We start from the raw sequence: 21,938 nt of genomic DNA, 5'->3' as shown, positions 1-21,938 counted from the left end.
TTCCATTCTCGCCCTCAGTCGCCGGGATTCAGGATGACGTTGCCGACCTTTCGTCCCGAGTCGACGCGCTCGTGAGCGCGCACGGCCTGCGCGAGCGGGTAGGTGCTGTCGATGACGCTCTCGAGCCGGCCCGTCGCGAGGAGCTCGACGAGATGCTCGACGTCGACGGCGCGCTCGGCACCCGACCCTGATTTCACCCGGCGACGGAGGCTGAGCGTCTCCGAGAGGTCGGCGACGGCGAGCAGCAGCGTTCCGCGCTCGCTCAGGAGAGTCACTCCGCGGCGAGGCGAGATGTTGCCGACGGCGTCGAGCACGATGTCGAAGCGATCGGTGAGCGTGAGGGGCGGGGTGACCGTGTAGTCGACGACGCGGTCGGCTCTGAGTCGGCGCGCGAGATCGAGGTTCGCCGTGCTCGTGACGGCTGTCACGGTCGCGCCGGCGTTCTTCGCGAGCTGTACGGCGTTCGTGCCGATCGCGCCCGATGCGCCGTTCACGAGCACCGTGTCGCCCGGGCGCACGGTCACCGTGTCGCGCAGGAAGTGCAGCGCCGTGAGGCCGCCGAAGATGACTCCGGCCGCGTAGCCTTACGCATGTAAGTACGCAAGGCCCCGGAGGGATGACATGGCTGAACGACCCGCTCTCACTCGCGATCGCGTCATCGAGGCCGCTGTCGCCGTCGCCGATCGCGGTGGCCTCGCCGCGGTGAGCATGCGCAACGTCGGTCGCGAGCTCGGCGTCGAGGCGATGTCGCTCTACAACCACGTCGCCAACAAGCAGGCCCTGCTCGACGGGCTCGCCGACGTGGCCTTCGCGAGCATCGCCCTCCCCGTCGCCACGGCGCCGTGGCGAGACGAGATGGTCACGCGCGCCGATTCCGCACGCGCCGTGCTCTCGAGTCATCCGTGGGCTCTCGGTCTGCTCGAGTCCCGATCCTCGCCCGGCCCCGCCGTACTGATCCACCACAACGCCGTGCTCGCGTGCCTCCGCACGAACGGCTTCTCGATCGCACTCGCCTCGCACGCCTTCTCGGTGCTCGACGCCTACGTCTACGGGTTCGTGCTGACCGAGGTGAACCTGCCCTTCGACTCGGCCGACGGCCCGGAGGACTTCGCGGCGGGATTCGAGGTCCCGGCCGACGAGTACCCGTTCGTTCGCGAACTCATGACGGAGCTCGTCGTGGGCAAGGACTACGCGTTCGGCAACGAGTTCGGGTACGGCCTCGACATCATCCTCGACGAGCTCGAGAGGCGCCTCGCCGCGGAGTGACGGCGCACCGCTTGACCCCGACGTAACGTCAGGGTCTTCACTCGAAGCATGAACCTCGTTCCCTTCGTTTACCTCGCGTCGTACACGCTCTCGCTCCTCGGCAACTCGATCGCGGCCATCGCGCTGCCCCTCATCGTGCTGCAGTCGACGGGCAGCGCGCTCGGCGCCGGTGCGGTCGCGGCCGCGAGTGCGATTCCCGCGTTCGTCGTCGGTCTCGTCGCGGGCGTCGTGATCGACCGCATCAACCGGTTGACGGCCTCGGTGATCTCCGACGTCATCTCGGCGGCGGCTCTCGCGGCGCTGCCGATCGTCGATCTCGTGACCGGCCTCGACATCGGGTGGTTCGTCCTGTTCGGCATCATCGGCACGATCGGCGACGTCCCCGGCATGACGGCTCGCGAGGTGCTGCTCCCCGCGATCGTGTCGAACGGCCGGATGACGGCGGACCGGCTCCTCGGCCTGCGTGAGAGTCTCGGTGCCGTCGCCCTGCTCCTCGGCCCCGCCGCCGCGGGCACGCTCCTCGTCGTCTTCGACGGCTCGACGGTCCTGTGGATCACGGCGGCGACGTCACTCTCGGCCGCGGCGCTGACACTGCTCATCCCGCATCGCGTCGGCGCGATCGCGCCGCGAGGGGAGGGCGCCGTCGCGACGGGCGGGTGGGGAGCGCTCCGCGAGGGCTGGCGTGCACTCTTCCGCAGTCGGTTCCTCGTCGTCGTGACGGCGCTGACCGTCGCCTCGGCCGTCGCCCTCGCCGGTCTGCAGGGTCTCGTCCTCCCCGTGTACTTCACCCTCGAGGGCCACCCCGAGATGCTGGGCTTCGTGCTGAGCGCGCTCGCCCTCGGCATGCTCGTCGGCGGAGCGACCTACGCGTTCGCCGCGACCCGACTGCTCCGGCGGGTGTGGCTGCTCACGGGCCTCGTCGGAACGACGATCGGCCTCGCCATGATCGCGGCCCTCGCGTCGGTGTGGCTCGTCTTCGCCGGCGCCTTCGTCGTGGGTCTCGCGAGCGGGCTCTTCGGAGCGCTCCTCGGCGTGCTCATGATCGAGCGCATCCCCGACGCCGTGCGCGGCCGCGTCCTCGGCACGCAGAACGCGATCCTGACGCTCGCGGCTCCGCTCGGAATCGTCGTCGCCGCGGTCGTGACCGAGTACGTCGGGGTGGGCGCGGCCGTCCTCGCGCTCGTCGCCGTCTGGGTCGTCGCGGCCGTCGGAGGGCTGTGCGCCCGCTCCCTGCGTACGCTCGAACCCGAGGCGCACGCACCCTGCGCCGACGACGTGAGGGCGGTGGAGCATGCAGAGCGTTGAACTCGCGCGACTCGCGGGGGTGTCCGTCCGCGCTCTGCGGCACTACCACTCGGTCGGCGTCCTCCCCGAGCCGCCGCGATCCCACTCGGGCTATCGCCGGTACTCGGTGCACGACCTCGTGCGGGTGCTTCGCATCAAGCGACTCGCCTCCCTCGGCATCCCGCTCGAGGGCATGCCTCCTCTCCTCGACGACGATTCGACGTCGGCCGCACCGCTCCTCGAGCGGCTCGACGCCGAACTGGCCGCCGAGATCGAACGGCTCGAGCGGCAGCGAGCACTGATCGCCGACCTGCGCGAGAACGGAACCCCGCCCGCGCTTCCTCCCGCACTCGCGCGCTTCGTCGGCCTGGGAGGAACGCTGCCGCCGTCATCCGCCCTCGATCGTCTCGACCGCGATCAGGCCGTGCTCCTCGCGCACGTCGTCGGCGACGAGGGCCTGCCGGGCATCGTCGAGGCGTTCGAACGGCTGGCCGTCCCCGAGCTGCGCGAGGCGACCGTGCTCCTCACGCAACGGTTCGACGCACTCGACGACGCCACGCCGCGCGAGGACGTCGACGCGTTCGTCGCCGACTTCGCCGTCCTGTTCGGGCCCGTCGTCGCGGAGCTGACCGCGACGGGGCTCTTCGCCGTCCCCGATTCCGCGACCGACCTGCTCGCGACCCTCGCCGGCGACCTCCTCAACGAGACTCAGCAGCGCGTCATCGAGCGGTTCGACGAGCTCTTCCCCGCGCCGCCCCGCGAGGTGCCGCCACCGGTCTAGCCTTGACGTCGTGAGTACGGGAACCGTCGACCATCGCCGCCTGCCGGTCTACGACGCGGGCTCGGTCGAGGTGCCGTTCGTGATCGCCGGCGCGAACGAGCAGATCATGCGCAACACGCACTGGGACGATCACTCGCACCCCACGCACGAGCTGCTCTGGAACGAGCGCGGTGCGTCGACGGCGACGATCGGGTCGCGCACGTGGACCGTGACGCCGTCGGTGGGGCTCTGGATTCCCGCCGGGGTGCTGCATTCCGGGTGGATGCCGGCCGGCACGTGGTACCGCGCGGCGCAGTTCAGCGTCGTCTCCGTGCCGTCCATCTCGGCCGATGCCGTCGCCGTCGAGATCTCGCCGCTCCTCAGGCAGTTGCTCGAGCGCCTCGCGGGCGAACTCGAGCCCGACGCGCGCTCCCGCACCGAGGCCGTCGTGCTCGACGTGCTCACACCCGCGTCGCGAAGCCTCCTGCTCCGCATGCCCCGGTCCGAGCTCCTCGCTCCCATCGCCCGCGCGCTCCGCGACGATCCGGGCGACACGACGCCGCTGAGCGAGTGGGCCACGCGACTCGGTGTGAGCACACGCACGATCACGCGCGACTTCCGCGCCGAGACCGGTCTCGGGTTCGGTCAGTGGGTCGCGACGGTACGCGCGCACCACGCGATCACCGAACTCGCGCAGGGGGTGCCGATCGACGAGGTCGCGGCGATGGTGGGGTACACGTCGGCGAGCGCGTTCGGCACGGCGTTCCGGCGCATCACCGGCGAGAGTCCCGGGCGCTTCCGAGCCTCCTGAGCGGTGTCCGTTTCGCGAGATCCGCTGTCTCTTCTGCTCGATTGCAATGCCGTGACCTCTCGCCTACCTTTGGTAAGGCAATCCTTAGCTCGCTGATGAGCGTCGTACGTCGACAGCCGTGAGCGACCCTCGAACCGGTGACACACCGGTCGGTTCCGCATGCCCCGACGTCGATGCCCTCGGTCCGAGCGTCACCCCCCCCTCCGAAAGGACACCATGCCTCGCGCATCCCGTTTCGTCGCCCTCTCGGCGGCCGCCCTCCTCACGGCCGGCCTCGCCGCCTGCTCGACCCCGTCGGGTGACGACGCGGCGAGCACCGACGGCGACACCATCACGATCGAGCACGCCCTCGGCACGTCCGAGGTTCCCGCGAACCCCGAGCGCGTCGCGACCGTCGCGTGGGCCAACCAGGAGGTGCCCCTCGCACTCGGCGTGGTTCCCGTCGGAATGGCGGCGGCGAACTTCGGCGACGACGACGGCGACGGAGTGCTGCCGTGGGTGACCGAGAAGCTCGAGGAGCTCGGCGCCGAGACGCCCGTGCTCTTCGACGAGACCGACGGCATCGACTTCGAGGCCGTCGCCGACACGAACCCGGACGTCATCCTCGCCGCCTACTCGGGCCTCACGCAGGAGGACTACGACACGCTCAGCGAGATCGCTCCCGTCGTCGCGTACCCCGAGACCGCATGGGGCACCTCGTGGCGCGACATGATCTCGTTCAACGCGGCCGGCATGGGAATGGCCGACGAGGGAGAGGCGCTCATCGCCGACCTCGAGAAGGAGATCGCCGACACGGCCGCGAAGCACCCGTCGCTCGAGGGCACGACCGCGATGTTCCTCACGCACGTCGACACGGCCGACCTCAGCGAGGTGAGCTTCTACACGACGCACGACACGCGCACGATGTTCTTCGAGGACCTCGGCCTCACGTTCCCCAAGAGCCTCGTCACGGCATCGGCGACGACCGACAAGTTCGCCCTCACGCAGAGCGCCGAGCAGGCCGACGCCTTCGACGACGTGCAGATCATCGTGACGTACGGCGGCGACGAGCTCGTCACGGCCCTCGAGGGCGACCCGCTGCTCTCGCAGATGCCCGCCGTCGCGAGCGGCTCGATCGTGAGCCTCCCGGGCACCAGCCCGCTCGGCACCGCGGCGAACCCGACCCCGCTGTCGATCTCGTGGATCCTCGACGACTACGTGACGCTGCTCGCCGAGGCCGCCGACAAGGCCCAGTGACCTCTCTCCCGTCGCACACTCCCGTCTCGGGTGCCGCCGTCGTGCGGCGCCCGAGACGTCTGCGGTCGGCCTGGCTCCTCGCCGTGCTGGCCGTCCTCGGCGTGCTCGCCGTCGCCTCGATCGTCGTCGGGTCGCGTGACGTCGATCTCGACGACGTCCTCGCGGCACTCGGCGGCGGCGCCGACGGCTTCGGGCAGGCCTCGGTCGCGAAGCGCATTCCGCGAACGCTCCTCGCGATCATCGTCGGAGCGGCCCTCGGGGTCTCCGGCGCCGTCATGCAGGGCGTGACGCGCAACCCGCTCGCCGATCCCGGCATCCTCGGGGTCAACATGGGTGCCGCTCTCGCCGTCGTCGTCGGCATCGCGTTTTTCGGGCTCGTCTCGGCGACGAGCTTCATCTGGGTCGCGATCCTCGGTGCGGCGGCCTCGGCGACGTTCGTCTACATCATCGGGTCGCTCGGGCGGGGCGGCGCGACGCCGCTCAAGCTCGCGCTTGCCGGTGCTGCGACGTCGGCCGCTCTGATCTCGCTCATCACGGCGATCATGCTGCCGCGCAACGACATCGCGGGAGGCGTGCGGTCGTGGCAGATCGGCGGCGTCGGGGGAGCGAGCCCCGAGAGCATCCAGCAGGTGCTGCCCTTCCTCGCCGTCGGTTTCGTCATCTGCTTCCTCTCCGCCCGCGGCCTCAATTCGCTGGCTCTCGGAGACGACCTCGCCGCCGGACTCGGTGAGCGGGTCGCGATCGCCCGGGGCACCGCCTCGCTCGGAGCCGTCATCCTGTGCGGTGCGGCGACGGCCGTCGCAGGCCCGATCGCCTTCGTCGGCCTCGTCGTGCCCCATGCCGTGCGGCTGCTCATCGGCGTCGATCACCACTGGGTGCTGCCGTTCTCGGCCGTCGTCGGTGCGGCACTCCTCACGGCGGCCGACGTGATCGGTCGCATCATCGCCCGGCCCGCCGAGATCGACGTCGGCATCATCACGGCGCTCATCGGCGCGCCGTTCTTCATCTACATCGTGCGGCGCCAGAAGGTGAGTGCCCTGTGAGCATCGCCCTCGACACCCTCGCCGCGTCGATCCGCAGCTCCCGCCGGCGACGCAGCCGACGGCGTCGCGTCACGATGGTCGTGCTCGCGGTGCTCATCGCCACGGTCTTCGTCGTGAGTCTCATGGTGGGCCAGACCTTCTATCCGCTCGCCGACGTCATCGCCGTGATCGCGGGGCAGGACGTCGCGGGAGCGACCTTCACCGTCGGGCGTCTGCGTCTTCCGCGCGCGGTGCTCGCGATCCTCGTCGGGCTCTGCTTCGGGCTCGGCGGAGTGACGTTCCAGACGATGCTCCGCAACCCGCTCGCGAGCCCCGACATCATCGGGATCAGCGCCGGGGCGAGCGCCGCGGCGGCCTTCGCGATCGTGACGCTCTCGCTCGGCGCCGCCCAGGTCTCGGCCTTCGCCATCGTCGTCGGCCTCCTCGTCGCGCTCGTCATCTACGCGCTCTCGTTCCGCAGCGGAGTCGTCGGCACGCGCCTCATCCTCATCGGCATCGGCGTCGCGGCCATGCTCGAGAGCATGACGGCGTACGTGCTGTCGCAGGCCGCCGAGTGGGACCTGCAGGAGGCGATGCGCTGGCTCACCGGAAGCCTCAACGGGTCGAGCTGGTCGCAGGCGCTCCCCGTGCTCATCGCCCTCGCCGTGCTCGGGCCCGTGCTGCTCTCGCAGTCGCGGAACCTCTCGATGAGCCAGCTCGGCGACGACACGGCGTCGGCGCTCGGCGTGCGGGTCAACCGATCGCGCCTCGTCGTCATCATCGCCGCCGTCGGCCTCATCGCGTTCGCGACGGCAGCGGCCGGACCCATCGCGTTCGTCGCGTTCCTCGCCGGTCCGATCGCCGCGCGCATCGTCGGCCCCGGCGGCTCCCTCCTCGTCCCCGCCGCTCTCATCGGAGCGCTCCTCGTGCTCGTGGCCGACGTCGTCGGGCAGTACGCACTCGGCCTCCGCTACCCGGTGGGCGTCGTCACGGGAGTGCTCGGCGCTCCGTATCTGATCTACCTGATCATCCGCACCAATTGCGCGGGAGGCTCGCTATGACCCACGACCACTCACTCAGCGTCGAGGGCCTCGCCCTCGGCTACGGCGATCAGACCGTGATCACGGGGCTCGACCTCGTCGTTCCTCCCGGCCGCATCACGGCCATCGTCGGCGCCAACGCGTGCGGCAAGTCGACGCTCCTCCGCTCGATGTCGAGGCTCCTCGCGCCGCGCGCGGGCCGGGTCGTGCTCGACGGCCGCGAGGTGCATCGGATGCCGGCGAAGGAGCTCGCTCGCACCCTGGGGCTGCTCCCGCAATCACCGATCGCACCCGAGGGCATCACGGTCGCCGACCTCGTCGGCCGCGGTCGGCACCCGCACCAGGGCATCCTGTCGCGGTGGAGTGCGGCCGATGATCTCGCGGTCGCGGAGGCGCTCGAGGCCACCCACACGGTCGACCTCGCGGATCGACCCGTCGACGAGCTCTCGGGCGGCCAGCGCCAGCGGGTGTGGATCGCGATGGCGCTCGCGCAGCAGACCGACCTCCTCCTCCTCGACGAGCCGACGACCTTCCTCGACGTGAGCCACCAGGTCGAGGTGCTCGATCTCCTCACCGACCTCAACCGGTCACGCGGCACGACGATCGTCATGGTGCTGCACGACCTGAACCTCGCGGCGCGCTACGCGGATCACCTCATCGCCCTGCAGGCGGGCACCGTGCACGCGGCGGGCGAGCCGGTCGACGTCCTCACGGAGGACTGCGTGCGCGCGGTCTTCGGTCTCGACAGCCGTGTCATCGTCGACCCCACGTCGGGCAAGCCCCTCATGCTGCCGCTCGGTCGTCATCACGTGGCGGCGTGAGTCAGATCCAACCCTGTTGCCAGGCCTTCTCGGCCGCTTCGTGCCGCGACGACGCATCGAGCTTCGTCATCGCCGCCGAGAGGTAGTTGCGCACCGTGCCCGAAGCGAGGTGCAGTCGGTCGGCGATCTGCTGCACGCTGAGCGTCGATCGGCTGAGGCGCAGCGCGTCGAGTTCGCGGTCGGTGAGCGGGCAGCGTTCGGCCGACAACGCGGTCGCCGCGATCTCGGGGTCGACGTAGCGTCGGCCGGCGGCGACGTCGCGGATGACGTCGGCGAGCTCCTCGGCGGGGGTCGACTTCGGTACGAATCCCGAGACGCGCGTGGCGAGTGCTCGCCTCAGCACACCCGGGCGAGCGTGCCGCGTGACGATGACGACGCGGGTCGCGACGGAGTCGAGGATGCGCGCGGCGGCCTCGAGTCCGTCTGCCTTCGGCATCTCGAGATCGAGCAGACACACGTCGGGGGTCGTCTCGCGAGCGACCCGCACGGCGTCCTCACCGTTGTCGGCGGAGCCGACGACCTCGATGTCGTCCTCCAGATCGAGGAGGGCGATGAGGGCGCCGCGGATGAGGTGCTCGTCGTCGGCGACGAGCAGACGGATGACGGAGCCGGGCTCTCTCACGCCGCTCATGCGTTCACCCGCACGGGAACCCACGCGCGCAGCTCGAAGCGCCCGCCGTCGGCATCCTCGTCGGTGTCGAGCACGCCGCCGAGTGCGGCGAGCCGCTCACGGAGGCCGGCGAGTCCGGTGCCGGGTGCGCGGGCGGACCGAGCCGTCGCCGTGAGCCCGTCGTTGGTGACGAGGATCGATGTGCCGTCGTCGATGCGGGTCAATCGGATGCCGACGGTCTCTGCCGCACTGTGCCGCAGGATGTTCGTCGTCGCCTCCCGCACGACGAGCGCGAGCACGCGCTGCGTCTCGGGATCGTCGATCGTGGTGTCGACCCGCACGTCGCAGACGGCACCCGCGGCGGTGAGCACCTCGCGCGCGTTCTCGAGCTCGTCGTCGAAGCTCGTCTCGCGGTAGCCCGCCACGAGGGAGCGCGTCTCCTCGAGCGCCTCCTTCGCGATGAGGCGCGCCTCGTGCAGGTGTCCGCGCGCGGCCTCGGGGTCGATCGAGAGGAGTCTCTCGGCCAGTTCGGTCTTGAGCGCGATGACCTGCAGGTGGTGTCCCTGGATGTCGTGGAGGTCGGCGGCGAACCGGAGGCGTTCGCGGGCGACGGCGAGGTCGGCCGATGCCCGACGGTTGCGGTCGAGGGTCACGACGATGCCCCACCACCAGATGCTCGACATCACCATGACGGGGAGGAGCCCCGCGTAGATGCCGATGAACCACAGTCGGTCGGCGTTCTCGAGCCCGACCTCCAGGGGCCGACCGAGGATCGCCGCCGAGAGCGGAGCGTGGACGAGCGATACGACGGCCGCGGCACCGATCAGGACCCAGCGGTGCAGCACGGGCAGGAGGCACGCGACGAGCGAGAGCGACATCCAGAGGGGGAGCACCGAGGCGATGACGCTCGTCGACGAGACGAGGCCGACGATCCACGCGAGTGCGGCGGGTGCGATGAGCGCGATCGTCCACCGGCCGGGCACCCCTCCGCCGAGGCCCGCGCGCAGGAACCAGCAGTACCGGATGTGCAGGGCGGCGGCGACGATGGTCAGCACGAGCAGCGTGCCGTCGACGAGTGACGGTGCCGTGCGGAAGGCGTTCGTCACCGCGACGACGACGACCGCGTCGAACACGACGTAGAAGAAGACGACCGAACCCAGTGTGTACGCCCATGTGGTCTGCACGCTTCGACCCGACTCGCCGCGGGCGATGGTCGACGGGGTCTCGGGGGGCATGCCTTCGAGCGTAGGCCAGTGACAGATGTCACGGTCAGCGCGTGACGCCGCGGCACTGCCCCGGGAAGGGCAGCGCCGGAAGTATGGGATCACGCCGTCATTCGCCGACGAAAGGAACCCCCGTGATCGACTCCCTCCAGGACTTCACCGCCTCTCTCCCCGCCGTCGCCCAGTGGCTCGGAATCATGCTCGCGGGGGCCGTCCCGTTCATCGAGTCGTACTTCGGAGCGGTCATCGGTGTGCTCGCCGGCCTGAACCCCGTCGTCGCCATCGTCGCCGCGATCGTCGGCAACATCCTCTCGATGCTCATCGTCGTGCTCACGGCCCACGGTGTGCGCTCGAAGGTCGTCGAGCGCGGCACTCCGAAGCCCGAGTCGCCGCGACGTCGGAAGCTGCGTGAGCGATTCGACCGCTACGGCGTCGCGGGCGTGAGCCTCCTCGGCCAGACACTGCTGCCGAGTCAGATCACGTCGGCCGCGATGGTGTCCTTCGGGGCCTCGCGCAACGCCGTCATCCTCTGGCAGATCATCTCGATCATCATCTGGGGCGTCGCGTTCGGCGTGCTCGCGACCCTCGGCGTCTCGTTCATCGGCTAACGTTCCCCTCGGCGGATGACGCGGAAGGGGCCTGCCATCTACATCAAGATCTGTGGACTCTCGACCGAGGCATCCGTCGAGGCGGGCGTCGCGGCCGGCGTCGACGCGATCGGATTCGTCTTCGCTCCGCGGAGCGTCCGGTTCGTCGAACCCGAACGCGCGGCGACGCTCGGCCGCCGTATCCCCGAGGGGATCGAACGGGTCGGCGTGTTCCAGAACGCGAGCCTGGCCGAGGTGCGCGATATCGCACGGCGCGCGCGGCTGACGACCGTGCAGCTGCACGGCACGGTCGAGGATGCCGATGTGCATGCTCTTCGCGATGAGGGACTCCGGCCGATCCGCGCGCTCAGCGCCGCGAGCTTCGCCGAGTACCGTGCGAGCGCACGACCGGCCGAACGCCTCCTGCTCGACGCCGAGGAGCCTGGTGCTGGTGTGCCCTTCGACGTCACGGCTCTCGGCGGCGCTCGCCCGACCGGGTTCTGGCTGCTCGCGGGCGGCCTCACTCCCGAGAACGTCGTCGAGCGGATCCGTGCCCTCTTGCCGAGCGGCGTCGACGTGTCGAGCGGTGTCGAATCGGAGCGCGGCGTGAAGTCGCTCGCGCGCATCGCCGCGTTCGTCGATGCGGTGCGAGCTACGGGCGCCGAGCCTACGGACGCCGAGCCCGCTGCCGCCCGATAGGCACGACCGACGGCGTTCCCGTCACGGGGTCCGGCACGACGATGCACGGCAGCCCGAAGACGTCCTCGACGAGCAGCTTCTTCACGACGAAAGTCGAGCGATCGGTGCCGCTCGAGTGGCACGATAGCCCTATGGCGCGACGGGGGCTTCCATCATGACGGGCAACGACGCGGCCGATCGTGTGCCGATCGCGCCTCAATCGATCGATGCGCCGCTCAGTCGCTCCGCGATCTTCCTCGTCGTCACGATTGCACCGTCGGCCGATGCCCTCGACGCCGTGCGCTCGGCTCTTGCCGACCTCGACGGACTCGTCAAGACCGTCGGCTTCCGCGACCTGAACGGCCGGCTCTCGTGCAACGTCGGCATCGGCAGCGAGGCGTGGGCGCGCCTCTCCTCACGCGAGAGCCCCGCCGAACTCCATCCCTTCCCCGTCATCGCGGGTTCCGTGCACACGGCCGTATCGACACCGGGCGATCTGCTCTTCCACATCCGGGCCGAGCGCGAAGACCTCTGCTTCGAGCTCGAGCGCCTGCTGCTCGACGCCCTCGGAGACGCCGTGACGGTCGTCGACGAGGTGCAGGGGTTCCGCTACTTCGACTCTCGCGACCTGCTCGGCTTCGTCGACGGAACGGCGAATCCCGTCGGTCTCGATCTGCCCGCGTCATCCCTCGTCGGCGATGAGGACCCGGCGTTCGCGGGCGGGAGCTATGTCGTCGTGCAGAAGTACACGCACCCCCTCGATGCGTGGGCGGCGCTCAGCACCGAACACCAAGAGGCGATCATCGGGCGCACGAAGATCGACAACGTCGAACTCGACGACGCGACCTCGGGCCAGAAATCGCACAAGACCCTCGCGACGATCGTCGACGAGAACGGCGACGAGCACGACATCCTGCGCGACAACATGCCGTTCGGGCGACCGGGCCGGGGCGAGTTCGGCACGTACTTCATCGGCTACGCGCGGCACCTCTGGGTCATCGAACGCATGCTCGAACGCATGTTCATCGGCGACCCCGTCGGGTCTCACGACCGCCTCCTCGACTTCTCGACCCCGCTCACGGGCACGGCGTTCTTCGCGCCGCCGCTCGACATGCTCGGAGCCCTCGACGCCCCGGAGCCGGATGTGCGCGACGACGTCGAGGAACGCCCTCCCGCGGCATCCGGGCTCGGAATCGGTTCACTGAAAGCGCACCCCATCGAAAGGCACGAATCATGACGGACCACCTGCTTCGCGGGCTCGCCCCGATCACCGACGCTGTCTGGGACATGCTCGACGACGAGGCGAAGACGCGCCTGTCGACGGCGCTCGGGGCGCGGAAGCTCGTCGACTTCGCCGGCCCGCACGGATGGCAGCACTCGGCCACGAACCTCGGTCGGGTCGGACCGGTCGTCGCCGCTCCGGCCGATGCCGTGATCGCTCGCACGCGCTCGGTGCTGCCGCTCGCGGAGGTGCGTGCCGACTTCACCCTCAGCCGCTCGGAGCTCGATGCCGGAGCCCGCGGGGCGCTCGACGTCGATCTCGGCGCCCTCGACGCGGCAGCACGCCGCATCGCGACGGTCGAGAACGCCGCGGTGTTCGCGGGATGGGACGCCGTCGGCATCACGGGCATCACGCAGGCGACGCCGCATCCGCCGATCTCCCGAGACGACGACCCGCGGCGGTTCGCCCAGCAGGTCGCCGCGGCCGTGGCGGTGCTGAAGGACGCGGGTATCGACGGACCCTACGGGCTCGCCCTCGGCCGCGACGACTGGGTGAACGTCGTCGGCGGCAACGACGCGGGCGGGCAATCCCTCCTCGAGCACCTGCGGCGCATCCTCGACGGTCCGGTCGAGTACACGCCGGGTGCCGAGGGCGCCGTCGTGCTGAGCCTCCGAGGCGGCGACTTCGTCTTCGACTCCGGCGAAGACCTGTCGCTCGGCTACAGCTCGCACACCAGTGAGAGCGTGAGTCTCTACCTCGAAGAGACGTTCAGCTTCCGCGTCGCGACGCCCGAGGCGGCCATCGCGCTCGTGTAACGTGCGGCCGGCGTCGCCTACCGTGGGAGCCATGCCTGCTCACCCCGATTGGATAGCGCACCGCCGTGGCGACGGCGAGATGCTCGGCTGGATGCTCCCCGACGGTGAGGGATTCGTCGTCATCGACCTCCTCGGGCGCCCGCGCACACCGCCTCTCGAGTGGCTCGACGCCGAGGAGATGCTCGAAGCCACCGGCATCGGCTACCTCGCCGACCCTTACGAGCTGCGACTCGACGACGGCCGCTGGTTGCGCGTGCGCATCGTCGAGGTGTCGACGGATGTCGTGCGTGTGAAGAAGGAGGACTGGGGTGCCGTCGACATGCCGGGACTCCACTACACCGTGCCGTTCCCGGTCGATGAGAGGCTGAGGACCCTCGCCTGAGCGGGGGCTGCGGCGTGCCTCAGGCCGTCGTGCGCTCGAGCTCGGTCACCCAGTGCCGCAGGAATGCCGCGCCGGCCTCGTCGTGGATGAGGTCGCCCTCGACGATCACGTCGTACGGCTTCTCGAGGATGCCGTCGCTCGGGCGCACATCGACGTGCGAGACGTCGTAGCCCGTCGCGTGCAGTTCGTCGGCCATCTTGTAGTCGCTGCGTGAGTCGCCGATCGTGCGCCAGCGCTTCGGCACCTCGCCGAGCGACAGGAAGTGCTCGAGGGCACGGCGCGCACCCCGGTCCTTGTCGAGCAGCACCGACTCGATATCGGTCGAGATGATCGTCGGGTCGAGGCGGAACGGGGTCTCTCCCGAGTCGTCGGGGTGACGGCGATCGCCGTGCGAGACGCCGACGCCGTGACGGATGGCGGCGTCGTACGCGGCGTCATCGAAGGCGTCGCGTCGTGCGCGGAACGCGTCGTTGCTGACATCCGTGCGCTGTTCGACCGAGATCATCGCGCGCTTCGTGTCGTCGAAGAAGACGATGTCGGAGAACTCGTTCTCGACGAGAGAGCGGATCTCGTCGACGAGCGCCGCCGGGGGAGCGACCGACTCATCGATGATCACGTCGCCGAGGCCGTCGGACGAGATCGTCGACCACGTCGCGCCCTTCTCATAGACGCCGAACATGCGTGCGCCGGGGGTGTCGAGCGCCTCGGCGAGCCCGCGAGCGAGGAGCGGCGCGATGACGGCGTCGCGGATGAACGCGTCGGAGCGCCCCGTGATGAATGCGATCGGCACGCCGATGCGCGTGAGCGTGACGATGTCGTCGAGGATGCTCTCGATCGCGATGGTGCGCGTCTCCGGGCTCGCGATCGGCCCGTCGACGTCGAAGAGAATGCCGAGATCGGGGGAGGAGGGCGGGGTGCTCGCAGCTGAAGACGTCACCGTCTCATCCTCCCATCTCGCCGCGGATGGCTCGTCGCGGGGTGATGTGCGGAGTTGTCCACAGGTGCTCGGTAGGCCGGCGGGATGTCGGTGGTTCGAACTAGTCTTCTAATGTGATCGAATCGACGGATGAGACGGGCGGTGTGCCCGAGGGTGCTGATGGTTCTGCTGGCGCTCGTGGCGTGACGATCTCGCAGGCCGAGCTCCTCGACATGGTCATGACCGACGCCGAGCAGTTTGCCTTCGAAGCGAACCGGGTCGCGGCCCGTCGTCTCGCGACCATTGGCCGGGCGATTCGGATGGCTCAGGAGAACCCGCACATCTACGTGCTCCCCGAACTCATGACCCGTGCTGAAGCGCGTGACTGGGCGGTGCGTGCCGCGGCGACCGAGCTGTCGATGCGGTTGCTCATTCCGACAGCGACCGTCGTGAACGAAGCCGCCGAAGCACACACGCTCGCCGCACGGTTACCGAAGCTGTGGCTCGAGTTCCTCGACGGAGCGACGTCATATCCGATCGTGCGTGCCGCCGTCGAAACCATCACCGGGTGGGACGACGCCGACGCCATCGCACGCTTCGACGACGAACTCGCCGGAATCGCCGGACGCGTCACCGTCGCCTCGTTCCGGTCTCGCGCGAAGCGCTTGCGCGACCGGCTCAGCGCCGCGACCCTCGCCGAACGCCACCGACGCGCCCTCACCGAACGACGGGTCGTGTTCGAGGACGCCCCCGAAGGCATGATGTGGCTCCACGCGTTGGTGCCCGCACTCGACGGAGTCAAGATCCGCACCCGGTTGAACGCGACCGCCAAGCAAGCCTCACGGGTTACCGGTGAGACCCGCACCCGCGATCAGCTGCGTGCCGACCAGTTCTCCGCCTGGCTCACCGGCACCGGAACCCCGACCGCCGTGCAGACGCGTGTCCTCGTCACCGTGCCGCTCATCGCGGGACTCCTCGAGAAGCCCGTACGTGATGCGCGTGTGAGTACTGAAACAACAGGTAGCGCTCTTCCCGAGCACCCCTGGCTCGATGTCGCCACGATCGACGGATACGGACCGATCAGCACCGAGACCGCCCGCCAGATCTTCGACACCGCGACCGCATTCCGATGCCTCATCGTCGACCCCATCACCGCCGAACCGCTCCACCTCGACCGCACCCAATACCGGCCGAGCCAGGCACAACGCGACTGGTTGACCCTCACCTACCAACGCTGCTCCAGACCCGGATGCAACAGCCTCGCCGCGACCTCCGATATCGACCACATCCACGACTGGGCCCACGGCGGCAGAACCGACATCGACAACCTGGCACCACTCTGCCCACCCGACCACACGCTCAAACACACCACGTGGCTCGGCCCCGAACAGCCACCCGAACCGAGACCCGAACAGGCACCCGAAACGAGACCCGAGCAGTCACCCGAGTCGAAGAAGAGCGCCGACGTTCGAGCAGCTCTCGAGCACCTCCTCACGTCGAGCGCGCCCTCCGACGGACCCGACTCGGACCGCGCCACCCGCGACTGGCCCGACGAGAACCTCACCCTCGACCCGAAACCACCCCGCCGCCGCTGGGCCAGCCCCACCGGGTACACCAGCGACACCGAACCGCCACCCTTCTAGCGTCGGTAGGCTCCCGCGACGAGCGGCCGAGACCGAGCTGCCGAGACCGACCCGCGCCGAGACCGACCCGCGCCGATACCGACCCGCGCCGATACCGACCCGCGCCGCTACTACCGAGTGACCCGGTACCAGACATCCGTCGAGAGCGGGCTCTCGGTCACGCTCACGCGCTCGAGACGCACCTGCTCGCACGACTCGCTCTCGAAGAGACGCGTGCCGCTTCCGAGGAGCACGGGAACGATGAAGACGAGCACCTCGTCGAGGATTCCGTGCTCGATGCACTGGCGTGCGACATCCGCGCCGAGCACATTGACGTACTTCTCTCCGGCCGCCGCCTTCGCCGCGATCGTCATCTCGAGCAGGTCGTCGCCGAAGAACACGTCATCGGGAAGCTCGTCCGACGGCGCGGCGTGCGTGAGCACGTACTGCGGCCCGTGCCACTGGCCGCCGAACGCTCCCTCGTGCTCCGGGTCTCCCGCATTGGGGTCGTCGCCCCCGTAGGTCCGCGCTCCGACGAGCAGCGCTCCGGTCTCGTTCATGAGTCGATCGGCGAGGTCGTTCTGCTCCGCAAAAGGAGTGAGCCACGACATGTCGCCACCCGATCCGGCGATGAAACCGTCGAGCGACATGGTGGCCGAGTAGATCAGGCGTGCCATCGTTCCTCTTCTCTCGTGAGGCCGACGCACACTCGGCGGCCGCAGGGGCGGGCGTCGACGGAGTCACTCCAGACTACGCGGGCACCTCCGCGGCACCGCGGGAGGTACCGGAGGCAGCGCGCCGGCCGGCCTCCCACTCGAGCAGCGCGCGTCGTTCGTCATCGCGAGGCGCGAGCGCGATCGGGTCATCCGCCCCGTCGAAGACGCGGACGGGCCGCGTGGCATCCCACTCCGTCCAGTCGGCGCGACCCGACCGGATGAAGGTCAGCCACGACGCGTGCATCGAGCGCGCGAGCGAACGCGGGGGAGCCTCGCCGACGAGCGGGGCGGCATCCGTCGTCTCGGCGTTGTCGAAGACGAAGGGGATCTCGACCGCGTGCGCTGCCCCGAGCACATCGCCGTCGGCGCTCTCGACCGGGCTGCGCCAGGCGAATTCGAAGATCCACGTCGCGGCACCCTCAGTCAGGCGCCCGTCCGCGACATCCTGGGCTGGGGCGCGGAGGATGAGCTCGGTGACGATCGCGCCGAGGATCTCGCCCGGGCGCGCTCCGGGACGCGCGTCGCGGAACGTCGCGACGAGCGAGCTCGGCATGCGCTTCGCGACCCGTGCGCCGAGGAGCATGAGTTTCGAGATCTTCCGCAGCCGACCCGTGGGCACGAACCACAGGCGGTACTCCTCGGTCGTCGTACCGATGAGCAAGGGCAGGTTCGCCGACACCCCGGAACGCAGCGCATCGCGCGGGTTCTCGGGTACGAGTTCGCCGCCGATCGTGAGCGTGAAGGAGGGCCCGGAGGTGAGCGGACTGCCCCCGGCGAGCACGTGCTCCTGGGCCTCGAGCAGCCGCTCGGGCGTGACGGCGGCGAAGGCCTCGCGCGTCGCCGCGATCCCCAGGTGCTTCGCCATGGCGTCGGTCACGCGTCGCGCTTCGCTCTCGGGCTGAGCGTCGAGGGGACCGCTCTGCACGATGGTACGCGCGAACAACGTCTCCGCGTCGGGCATCGCGAGCAGCGCCGCGGTCAGAGCCCCTCCCGCCGACTGACCGCCGACCGTGACGTCGGCTGGGTCGCCGCCGAACGCTGCGATGTTCTCCCGCACCCACTCGAGGGCGGCGCGGAGGTCGGCGAGCCCGAGATTGCGTGGAGCGTCGTCGAGCACCGAGAAGCCCTCGGCGCCGAGGCGGTAGTTGACCGCGACGACGACGACGCCCTGCTCCGCGAATCGCGAGCCGTCGTAGGCGTCGAGCGAGTTGGCTCCGCGCGTGAGGCCTCCGCCGTGAATCCACACGAAGACGGGATGGCTTCCGGCCGGGTCCTCGTCGGGCGCCCACACGGCGAGGTTCAGGATGTCGGTGCCAGCGATCTCGCTCGTCGGCAGGATGGCGCCCAGCGGGCCGGGGTATGGGGTCTGCGGCGACGTCGCGCCGAAGACCGTCGCGTCGCGGATGCCGTCCCACGGCTCGACCGGTTGCGGAGCGCGGAAGCGATTCTCGCCGAACGGTGCGGCGGCGTATGGCACGCCCCGGAACACCGCGACACCATCGGCGGCACGACCCTCGATCGTCCCCGCCGGAAGATCGATTCTCCGCGCTGCCGTCTCCGCTGCCATGGCGTTCCTCTCGTCGGACTTCTGAGACTAGAACGGATGTCGGTGAGTGCGCCTATCGTGCTGTCATGTCTCCTGCCGGAACCGCGTCGTGACCGTCGTGGCGCGTGTCTGCGGCATCGTCGAGGGCGATGCCGCGCCGTGCGGCCGACCGGTGCCCGCCGAGGCGGCCCTCAACGTGTGCGCCCGCCACCTCGTCGTCATCTACGACGGCGTCGCGGGGGCCGTCGGTGAGACCGATCTGCTCCCCGCGCCCTGCGCGTGGTGCGGCTGCCGTATCGGGGTGCACTACCCCTCGGGCTGGGTCTGCGCCGAGTGCGAGTGGCGATTCGGCGATGCCCCCGACGACGTGCAGGCTCCACCGCGCGTCGAGGTCGTCTACTACGTGCGCTACGCCGACCGCATCAAGATCGGCACGAGCGCCGGGCCCCGGGCACGCATCGCCCAGCTGCCGCACGACGAGGTCCTCGCCTTCGAACGGGGCGGCCGCGAACTCGAAGCGCGCCGGCACTCCGAGTTCGCGGCGCATCGTATTCCGCGAACGGAATGGTTCGAGGAGCACGTCGCGCTCACGCACCACATCGACGCGCTCCGCGACGGCGTCGACGACCCGTGGCAGCTCTATCGGTCGTGGGTCGCGCGAGCGGCGGCGAAGGCCCTGCTCTGACCGCTCGTCACTCGTGACCGATGATGCGGGCGCACAGTTCCATCGTGTGCACGTTGTCGGCCGCGGTGCTCGCGTGCGTGAGGTCGCCCGCGGCGAACGCCCGCATCTGGTCGACGAAGCCGCGTACGAAGAGGTCGCGCTCGACGCCCGACATCGCGCTCTCGACGGTCCGGTGGACGCTCGTCGTCTCGGTGAGATCCGTCCACGACGGCGCAGCCGTCCCCGTGCGATGAAGCGTCAGCTCGCCGACATCCCGCACGGTTGCGATGCCGCGCGTGCCGACCACTCGCAGCACTTCGGTCTCGCTCGAGTAGGAGGGCAGCCCGACGAGGTCGAGCGAGCCGACGACGCCCGACTCGAATCGCAGGGCGACGGCGAGGGCCACCTCCGGGCCGGTCGAGTTCGAGTGAGTCGTGACGTCGACGACCTCGCCGAAGAGGTGCCGCACGAGATCGATGACATGGATCGCCGCGAGGTGAACGAAGTCCGCCTCGGTCCGGCAGAACGCCGTGCTGTCGCAGCCGAACGTCAGCTGGAAGGAGCGCACGTCTCCGAGCGCGCCGTCACCGATGAGCGCGCGAAGACGCCGGTACGACGGAGCGTGCCGCTTCATGAATCCCACGACGACCTCGACGCCCGCACGTTCGGCTGCCGCGGCGATCGACCGGGCCTCGTCCACCGAGGTGCCGAGCGGCTTGTCGACGAACACGGCGGCGCCGTGGGCGATCGCGGCGTGCACGAGCTCGGGCTGATCGGCGGGCTGGGCGACGACGGCCACGCGTCCGACGGCGGGGTTCTCGAGAAGCTCCTCCGCGTCGCCGTAGGGAACGCCGTCGGAGCCGAAGCGGCGGAGCGCAGCGCGAGAGCGATCGATGTCGCGCGTCGCGATCGCGTCGATGCGCACACCGGCGATGACCGCGGCCGGCAACAGATTGCGGGACGCGTGGAACCCGGCGCCGATGAACGCGATCGACGGCGAAGGTTCGAGACGCTCGACGACCTCGAAAGCCGTCGCGATCGCGGGTTCCGCCGTGCCGAGCGTCCACTCGTCGTCGCCCGTGAACTCGCGGATCGCGGGAACGAGACTCGACCAGTAGTCCGCATGCGCGGCACGCCACTGCGCTATCGACGAGGCTTCGTGGACGATGAGGTCCTCGGTGATGTCGTCCGAGCTCGTCAGTTCGACCCGCGTGTAGCGGATGACGGCGACGGGCCGGTTCGTGGAGTCGACGAGCACCCGTCGTTCGCCCTCGACGGGAATGGGGGTACCCGACATCCGGTACGCGATCCGGAGGTTCGTCGATCCGGTCTTCCGCCCGCTCAGCACCTGGCCGACGGTGAACTCGCGGAACTCTCCCGGCTCTCCGAAGGCGAGGGGAAGGAGCGCGGACGTCGCAGAGTCGGTCATGGTTCCCCATCCTTGCCGATCCGGCGGCAGCCCGGCCGGTCGGTCGCGCGAGCCGCGAAACGGATGACAGGCTAGGCGCACGATCAAGAGGAGATCCCGTGAGCCTGTTCCGCCGACCCGCACCCCGCCCGACCCCCGAGGCGAAGCCGGTCACCCGCTCGGCGAGTGCGCTCTGGACCGATGGTCCCGGCCGGCTCGCTACCCGCGCCGTCCAGATCCTCGCCGTCCTTGCGGTCGTCGCGATCTTCGTGTGGGGGATGACGCAGCTGAGCCTCGTCATCATCCCCGTCATGATCGCCCTCATCCTCGCCTCCGCGATCCACCCCGTGCTCTCGTGGGTACGCGGGAAGGGCGTGCCGTCGATCCTCGCGACGTGGCTCGCGCTCATCGCGATCATCGTCGTGCTGAGCGGGCTCGTCTTCCTCATCGTCCAGGCAGTTCGGTCGCAGTGGAGCGAGCTCTTCGACAGCGCAGCCGAGGGCATCGACCAGTTGCGCGATTTCGTGCTCGGGCTGCCGTTCTCGATCACCGATGAGCAGATCCAGGACGCGACCGACGCGGTCACCGACTTCCTGACGAGTGCGCAGTTCGGTTCGGGTGCCATCGCGGGCGTTTCGGCGACGGCCTCGTTCATCACGGGTCTCGTGCTCATGGTCGTCGTGCTGTTCTTCTTCATGAAGGACGGCCCGCGCATCTGGGAGTTCCTCCTCCGCCCGTTCGAGGGCGTGGCGTACGAGCGCGGCAAGCGCATCGGCACCAAGGCCGTCGACACCCTCGGCGGTTACGTGCGCGGCACGGCGACGGTCGCGGCGGTCGACGCCATCGGCATCGGCGTCGGTCTGGCGATCCTGCAGGTGCCCCTCGCGCTCCCTCTCGCCGTCATCGTGTTCGTGCTCGCGTTCATCCCGATCGTGGGTGCGACGCTCGCGGGCGTGCTCGCAGCCTTGGTCGCCCTCGTCGCGAACGGTCCGGTCGTCGCGCTCATCGTCATCGCGATCGTCGTGGGTGTGAACCAGCTCGAGGGCAACTTCCTCCAGCCCATCGTCATGGGCCGATCGCTCCGTCTGCACGCGCTCGTCATCCTGCTCGCGTTGACCGCAGGAACCATCGTCGGCGGCATCGTCGGAGCGGTCCTCGCCGTACCGATCACGGCTGTCGCGTGGGGCATCGTGAAGGTCTGGAACGGTCCGAACGAGCCGGCTCGACCGGCGCGGCAGAAGCGCGCGGAAACGGTCTGAGCGGCCCTGTCGAAACCGGCGATTTCGTCTACGGAAGAATCCGAATTCTC

The 21,938-nt window shown here is 69.8% G+C and carries 23 protein-coding genes; 16 read left to right on the top strand and 7 right to left on the bottom strand.

Annotation, left to right across the window (positions count from 1 at the left end; genetic code table 11):
- Positions 1 to 14: 14 nt before the first annotated feature.
- Positions 15 to 524 carry an NAD(P)-dependent alcohol dehydrogenase gene (locus BJ972_RS04165; RefSeq protein WP_206736502.1) on the bottom strand — a complete coding sequence of 170 codons (510 nt, stop codon included), beginning with the start codon at positions 522 to 524 and terminating at the stop codon, positions 15 to 17.
- Positions 525 to 621: 97 nt separating this feature from the next.
- On the opposite strand from BJ972_RS04165, the gene BJ972_RS04160 reads away from it, so the two are divergent.
- The 8 genes from BJ972_RS04160 to BJ972_RS04130 all read left to right on the top strand — a co-directional run bounded on the left by BJ972_RS04160 (position 622) and on the right by BJ972_RS04130 (position 8,240).
- Positions 622 to 1,266, top strand: a complete 645-nt coding sequence (locus tag BJ972_RS04160; RefSeq protein WP_129174500.1) for a TetR/AcrR family transcriptional regulator C-terminal domain-containing protein — start codon at positions 622 to 624, stop codon at positions 1,264 to 1,266.
- A gap of 48 nt (positions 1,267 to 1,314) precedes the next feature.
- Positions 1,315 to 2,571, top strand: a complete 1,257-nt coding sequence (locus tag BJ972_RS04155) for an MFS transporter (RefSeq protein ID WP_129174498.1) — start codon at positions 1,315 to 1,317, stop codon at positions 2,569 to 2,571.
- A complete protein-coding gene (locus BJ972_RS04150) occupies positions 2,558 to 3,331 on the top strand; it encodes a MerR family transcriptional regulator (protein ID WP_129174496.1) in 774 nt (257 codons plus the stop codon). Before BJ972_RS04155 ends, BJ972_RS04150 begins: the two co-directional genes overlap by 14 nt.
- Before the next feature lie 10 nt (positions 3,332 to 3,341).
- A complete protein-coding gene (locus BJ972_RS04145) occupies positions 3,342 to 4,121 on the top strand; it encodes a helix-turn-helix domain-containing protein (RefSeq protein WP_241830790.1) in 780 nt (259 codons plus the stop codon).
- Positions 4,122 to 4,337: 216 nt separating this feature from the next.
- Entirely contained in the window at positions 4,338 to 5,357 is a 1,020-nt protein-coding gene (locus BJ972_RS17110) for an iron-siderophore ABC transporter substrate-binding protein (protein WP_129174494.1), read from the top strand.
- Positions 5,354 to 6,400 carry a FecCD family ABC transporter permease gene (locus BJ972_RS17105; RefSeq protein WP_129174492.1) on the top strand — a complete coding sequence of 349 codons (1,047 nt, stop codon included), beginning with the start codon at positions 5,354 to 5,356 and terminating at the stop codon, positions 6,398 to 6,400. Before BJ972_RS17110 ends, BJ972_RS17105 begins: the two co-directional genes overlap by 4 nt.
- A gap of 2 nt (positions 6,401 to 6,402) precedes the next feature.
- Positions 6,403 to 7,440, top strand: coding sequence for a FecCD family ABC transporter permease (locus BJ972_RS04135; protein ID WP_373366834.1), 1,038 nt, complete (start codon positions 6,403 to 6,405; stop codon positions 7,438 to 7,440).
- Positions 7,437 to 8,240 carry an ABC transporter ATP-binding protein gene (locus BJ972_RS04130; RefSeq protein WP_129174490.1) on the top strand — a complete coding sequence of 268 codons (804 nt, stop codon included), beginning with the start codon at positions 7,437 to 7,439 and terminating at the stop codon, positions 8,238 to 8,240. Before BJ972_RS04135 ends, BJ972_RS04130 begins: the two co-directional genes overlap by 4 nt.
- Position 8,241: 1 nt before the next feature.
- Here the strand turns inward: BJ972_RS04130 and BJ972_RS04125 are convergent, their stop codons facing one another.
- Both BJ972_RS04125 and BJ972_RS04120 read right to left on the bottom strand, forming a co-directional pair.
- Entirely contained in the window at positions 8,242 to 8,871 is a 630-nt protein-coding gene (locus BJ972_RS04125; protein WP_129174482.1) for a response regulator transcription factor, read from the bottom strand.
- Entirely contained in the window at positions 8,868 to 10,085 is a 1,218-nt protein-coding gene (locus tag BJ972_RS04120) for a sensor histidine kinase (protein WP_129174480.1), read from the bottom strand. Before BJ972_RS04120 ends, BJ972_RS04125 begins: the two co-directional genes overlap by 4 nt.
- Before the next feature lie 122 nt (positions 10,086 to 10,207).
- Here BJ972_RS04120 and BJ972_RS04115 point away from each other — a divergent pair, with 122 nt between their 5' ends.
- The 5 genes from BJ972_RS04115 to BJ972_RS04095 all read left to right on the top strand — a co-directional run bounded on the left by BJ972_RS04115 (position 10,208) and on the right by BJ972_RS04095 (position 13,757).
- Positions 10,208 to 10,681: a hypothetical protein gene (locus BJ972_RS04115; RefSeq protein WP_129174478.1), complete on the top strand. Its 474-nt coding sequence runs from the start codon at positions 10,208 to 10,210 to the stop codon at positions 10,679 to 10,681.
- A 15-nt stretch (positions 10,682 to 10,696) separates the two neighbouring features.
- Positions 10,697 to 11,359, top strand: a complete 663-nt coding sequence (locus tag BJ972_RS04110; RefSeq protein WP_129174476.1) for a phosphoribosylanthranilate isomerase — start codon at positions 10,697 to 10,699, stop codon at positions 11,357 to 11,359.
- A gap of 154 nt (positions 11,360 to 11,513) precedes the next feature.
- On the top strand, positions 11,514 to 12,575 hold the full coding sequence (locus tag BJ972_RS04105) for a Dyp-type peroxidase (protein WP_129174473.1): 1,062 nt from the start codon (positions 11,514 to 11,516) through the stop codon (positions 12,573 to 12,575).
- Positions 12,572 to 13,375, top strand: a complete 804-nt coding sequence (locus BJ972_RS04100; RefSeq protein ID WP_129174471.1) for a family 1 encapsulin nanocompartment shell protein — start codon at positions 12,572 to 12,574, stop codon at positions 13,373 to 13,375. The genes BJ972_RS04105 and BJ972_RS04100 overlap by 4 nt, the downstream gene beginning before the upstream one ends.
- A gap of 31 nt (positions 13,376 to 13,406) precedes the next feature.
- Complete coding sequence (locus tag BJ972_RS04095) at positions 13,407 to 13,757, top strand: hypothetical protein (RefSeq protein WP_129174469.1); 351 nt, start codon at positions 13,407 to 13,409, stop codon at positions 13,755 to 13,757.
- A 19-nt stretch (positions 13,758 to 13,776) separates the two neighbouring features.
- Here the strand turns inward: BJ972_RS04095 and BJ972_RS04090 are convergent, their stop codons facing one another.
- A complete protein-coding gene (locus tag BJ972_RS04090; RefSeq protein ID WP_129174467.1) occupies positions 13,777 to 14,694 on the bottom strand; it encodes a hypothetical protein in 918 nt (305 codons plus the stop codon).
- Positions 14,695 to 14,807: 113 nt separating this feature from the next.
- Between BJ972_RS04090 and BJ972_RS04085 the strand changes: the two genes are divergently transcribed.
- Positions 14,808 to 16,316 (top strand): HNH endonuclease signature motif containing protein, encoded by a 1,509-nt coding sequence (locus BJ972_RS04085; RefSeq protein WP_129174465.1) that lies wholly within the window; start codon positions 14,808 to 14,810, stop codon positions 16,314 to 16,316.
- A gap of 110 nt (positions 16,317 to 16,426) precedes the next feature.
- On the opposite strand, the gene BJ972_RS04080 is transcribed toward BJ972_RS04085, so the two are convergent.
- Complete coding sequence (locus tag BJ972_RS04080) at positions 16,427 to 16,972, bottom strand: dihydrofolate reductase family protein (protein WP_129174463.1); 546 nt, start codon at positions 16,970 to 16,972, stop codon at positions 16,427 to 16,429.
- A gap of 73 nt (positions 16,973 to 17,045) precedes the next feature.
- The gene (locus BJ972_RS04075) at positions 17,046 to 18,578 is read right to left on the bottom strand and encodes a carboxylesterase/lipase family protein (RefSeq protein ID WP_129174461.1); all 1,533 of its coding nucleotides are present in this window, start codon (positions 18,576 to 18,578) and stop codon (positions 17,046 to 17,048) included.
- An 88-nt stretch (positions 18,579 to 18,666) separates the two neighbouring features.
- Between BJ972_RS04075 and BJ972_RS04070 the strand changes: the two genes are divergently transcribed.
- Positions 18,667 to 19,242 carry a GIY-YIG nuclease family protein gene (locus BJ972_RS04070; RefSeq protein ID WP_241830788.1) on the top strand — a complete coding sequence of 192 codons (576 nt, stop codon included), beginning with the start codon at positions 18,667 to 18,669 and terminating at the stop codon, positions 19,240 to 19,242.
- Between the two features lie 7 nt (positions 19,243 to 19,249).
- On the opposite strand, the gene BJ972_RS04065 is transcribed toward BJ972_RS04070, so the two are convergent.
- The gene (locus BJ972_RS04065) at positions 19,250 to 20,650 is read right to left on the bottom strand and encodes a Gfo/Idh/MocA family oxidoreductase (RefSeq protein ID WP_129174459.1); all 1,401 of its coding nucleotides are present in this window, start codon (positions 20,648 to 20,650) and stop codon (positions 19,250 to 19,252) included.
- Positions 20,651 to 20,748: 98 nt separating this feature from the next.
- Here BJ972_RS04065 and BJ972_RS04060 point away from each other — a divergent pair, with 98 nt between their 5' ends.
- Positions 20,749 to 21,888 carry an AI-2E family transporter gene (locus tag BJ972_RS04060; protein ID WP_129174457.1) on the top strand — a complete coding sequence of 380 codons (1,140 nt, stop codon included), beginning with the start codon at positions 20,749 to 20,751 and terminating at the stop codon, positions 21,886 to 21,888.
- Positions 21,889 to 21,938 lie beyond the last annotated feature (50 nt).

Source organism: Agromyces atrinae, assembly GCF_013407835.1.
GTDB classification, from domain to species: Bacteria; Actinomycetota; Actinomycetes; order Actinomycetales; family Microbacteriaceae; genus Agromyces; species Agromyces atrinae.
This window is presented reverse-complemented; position numbering and strand designations above follow the sequence as displayed.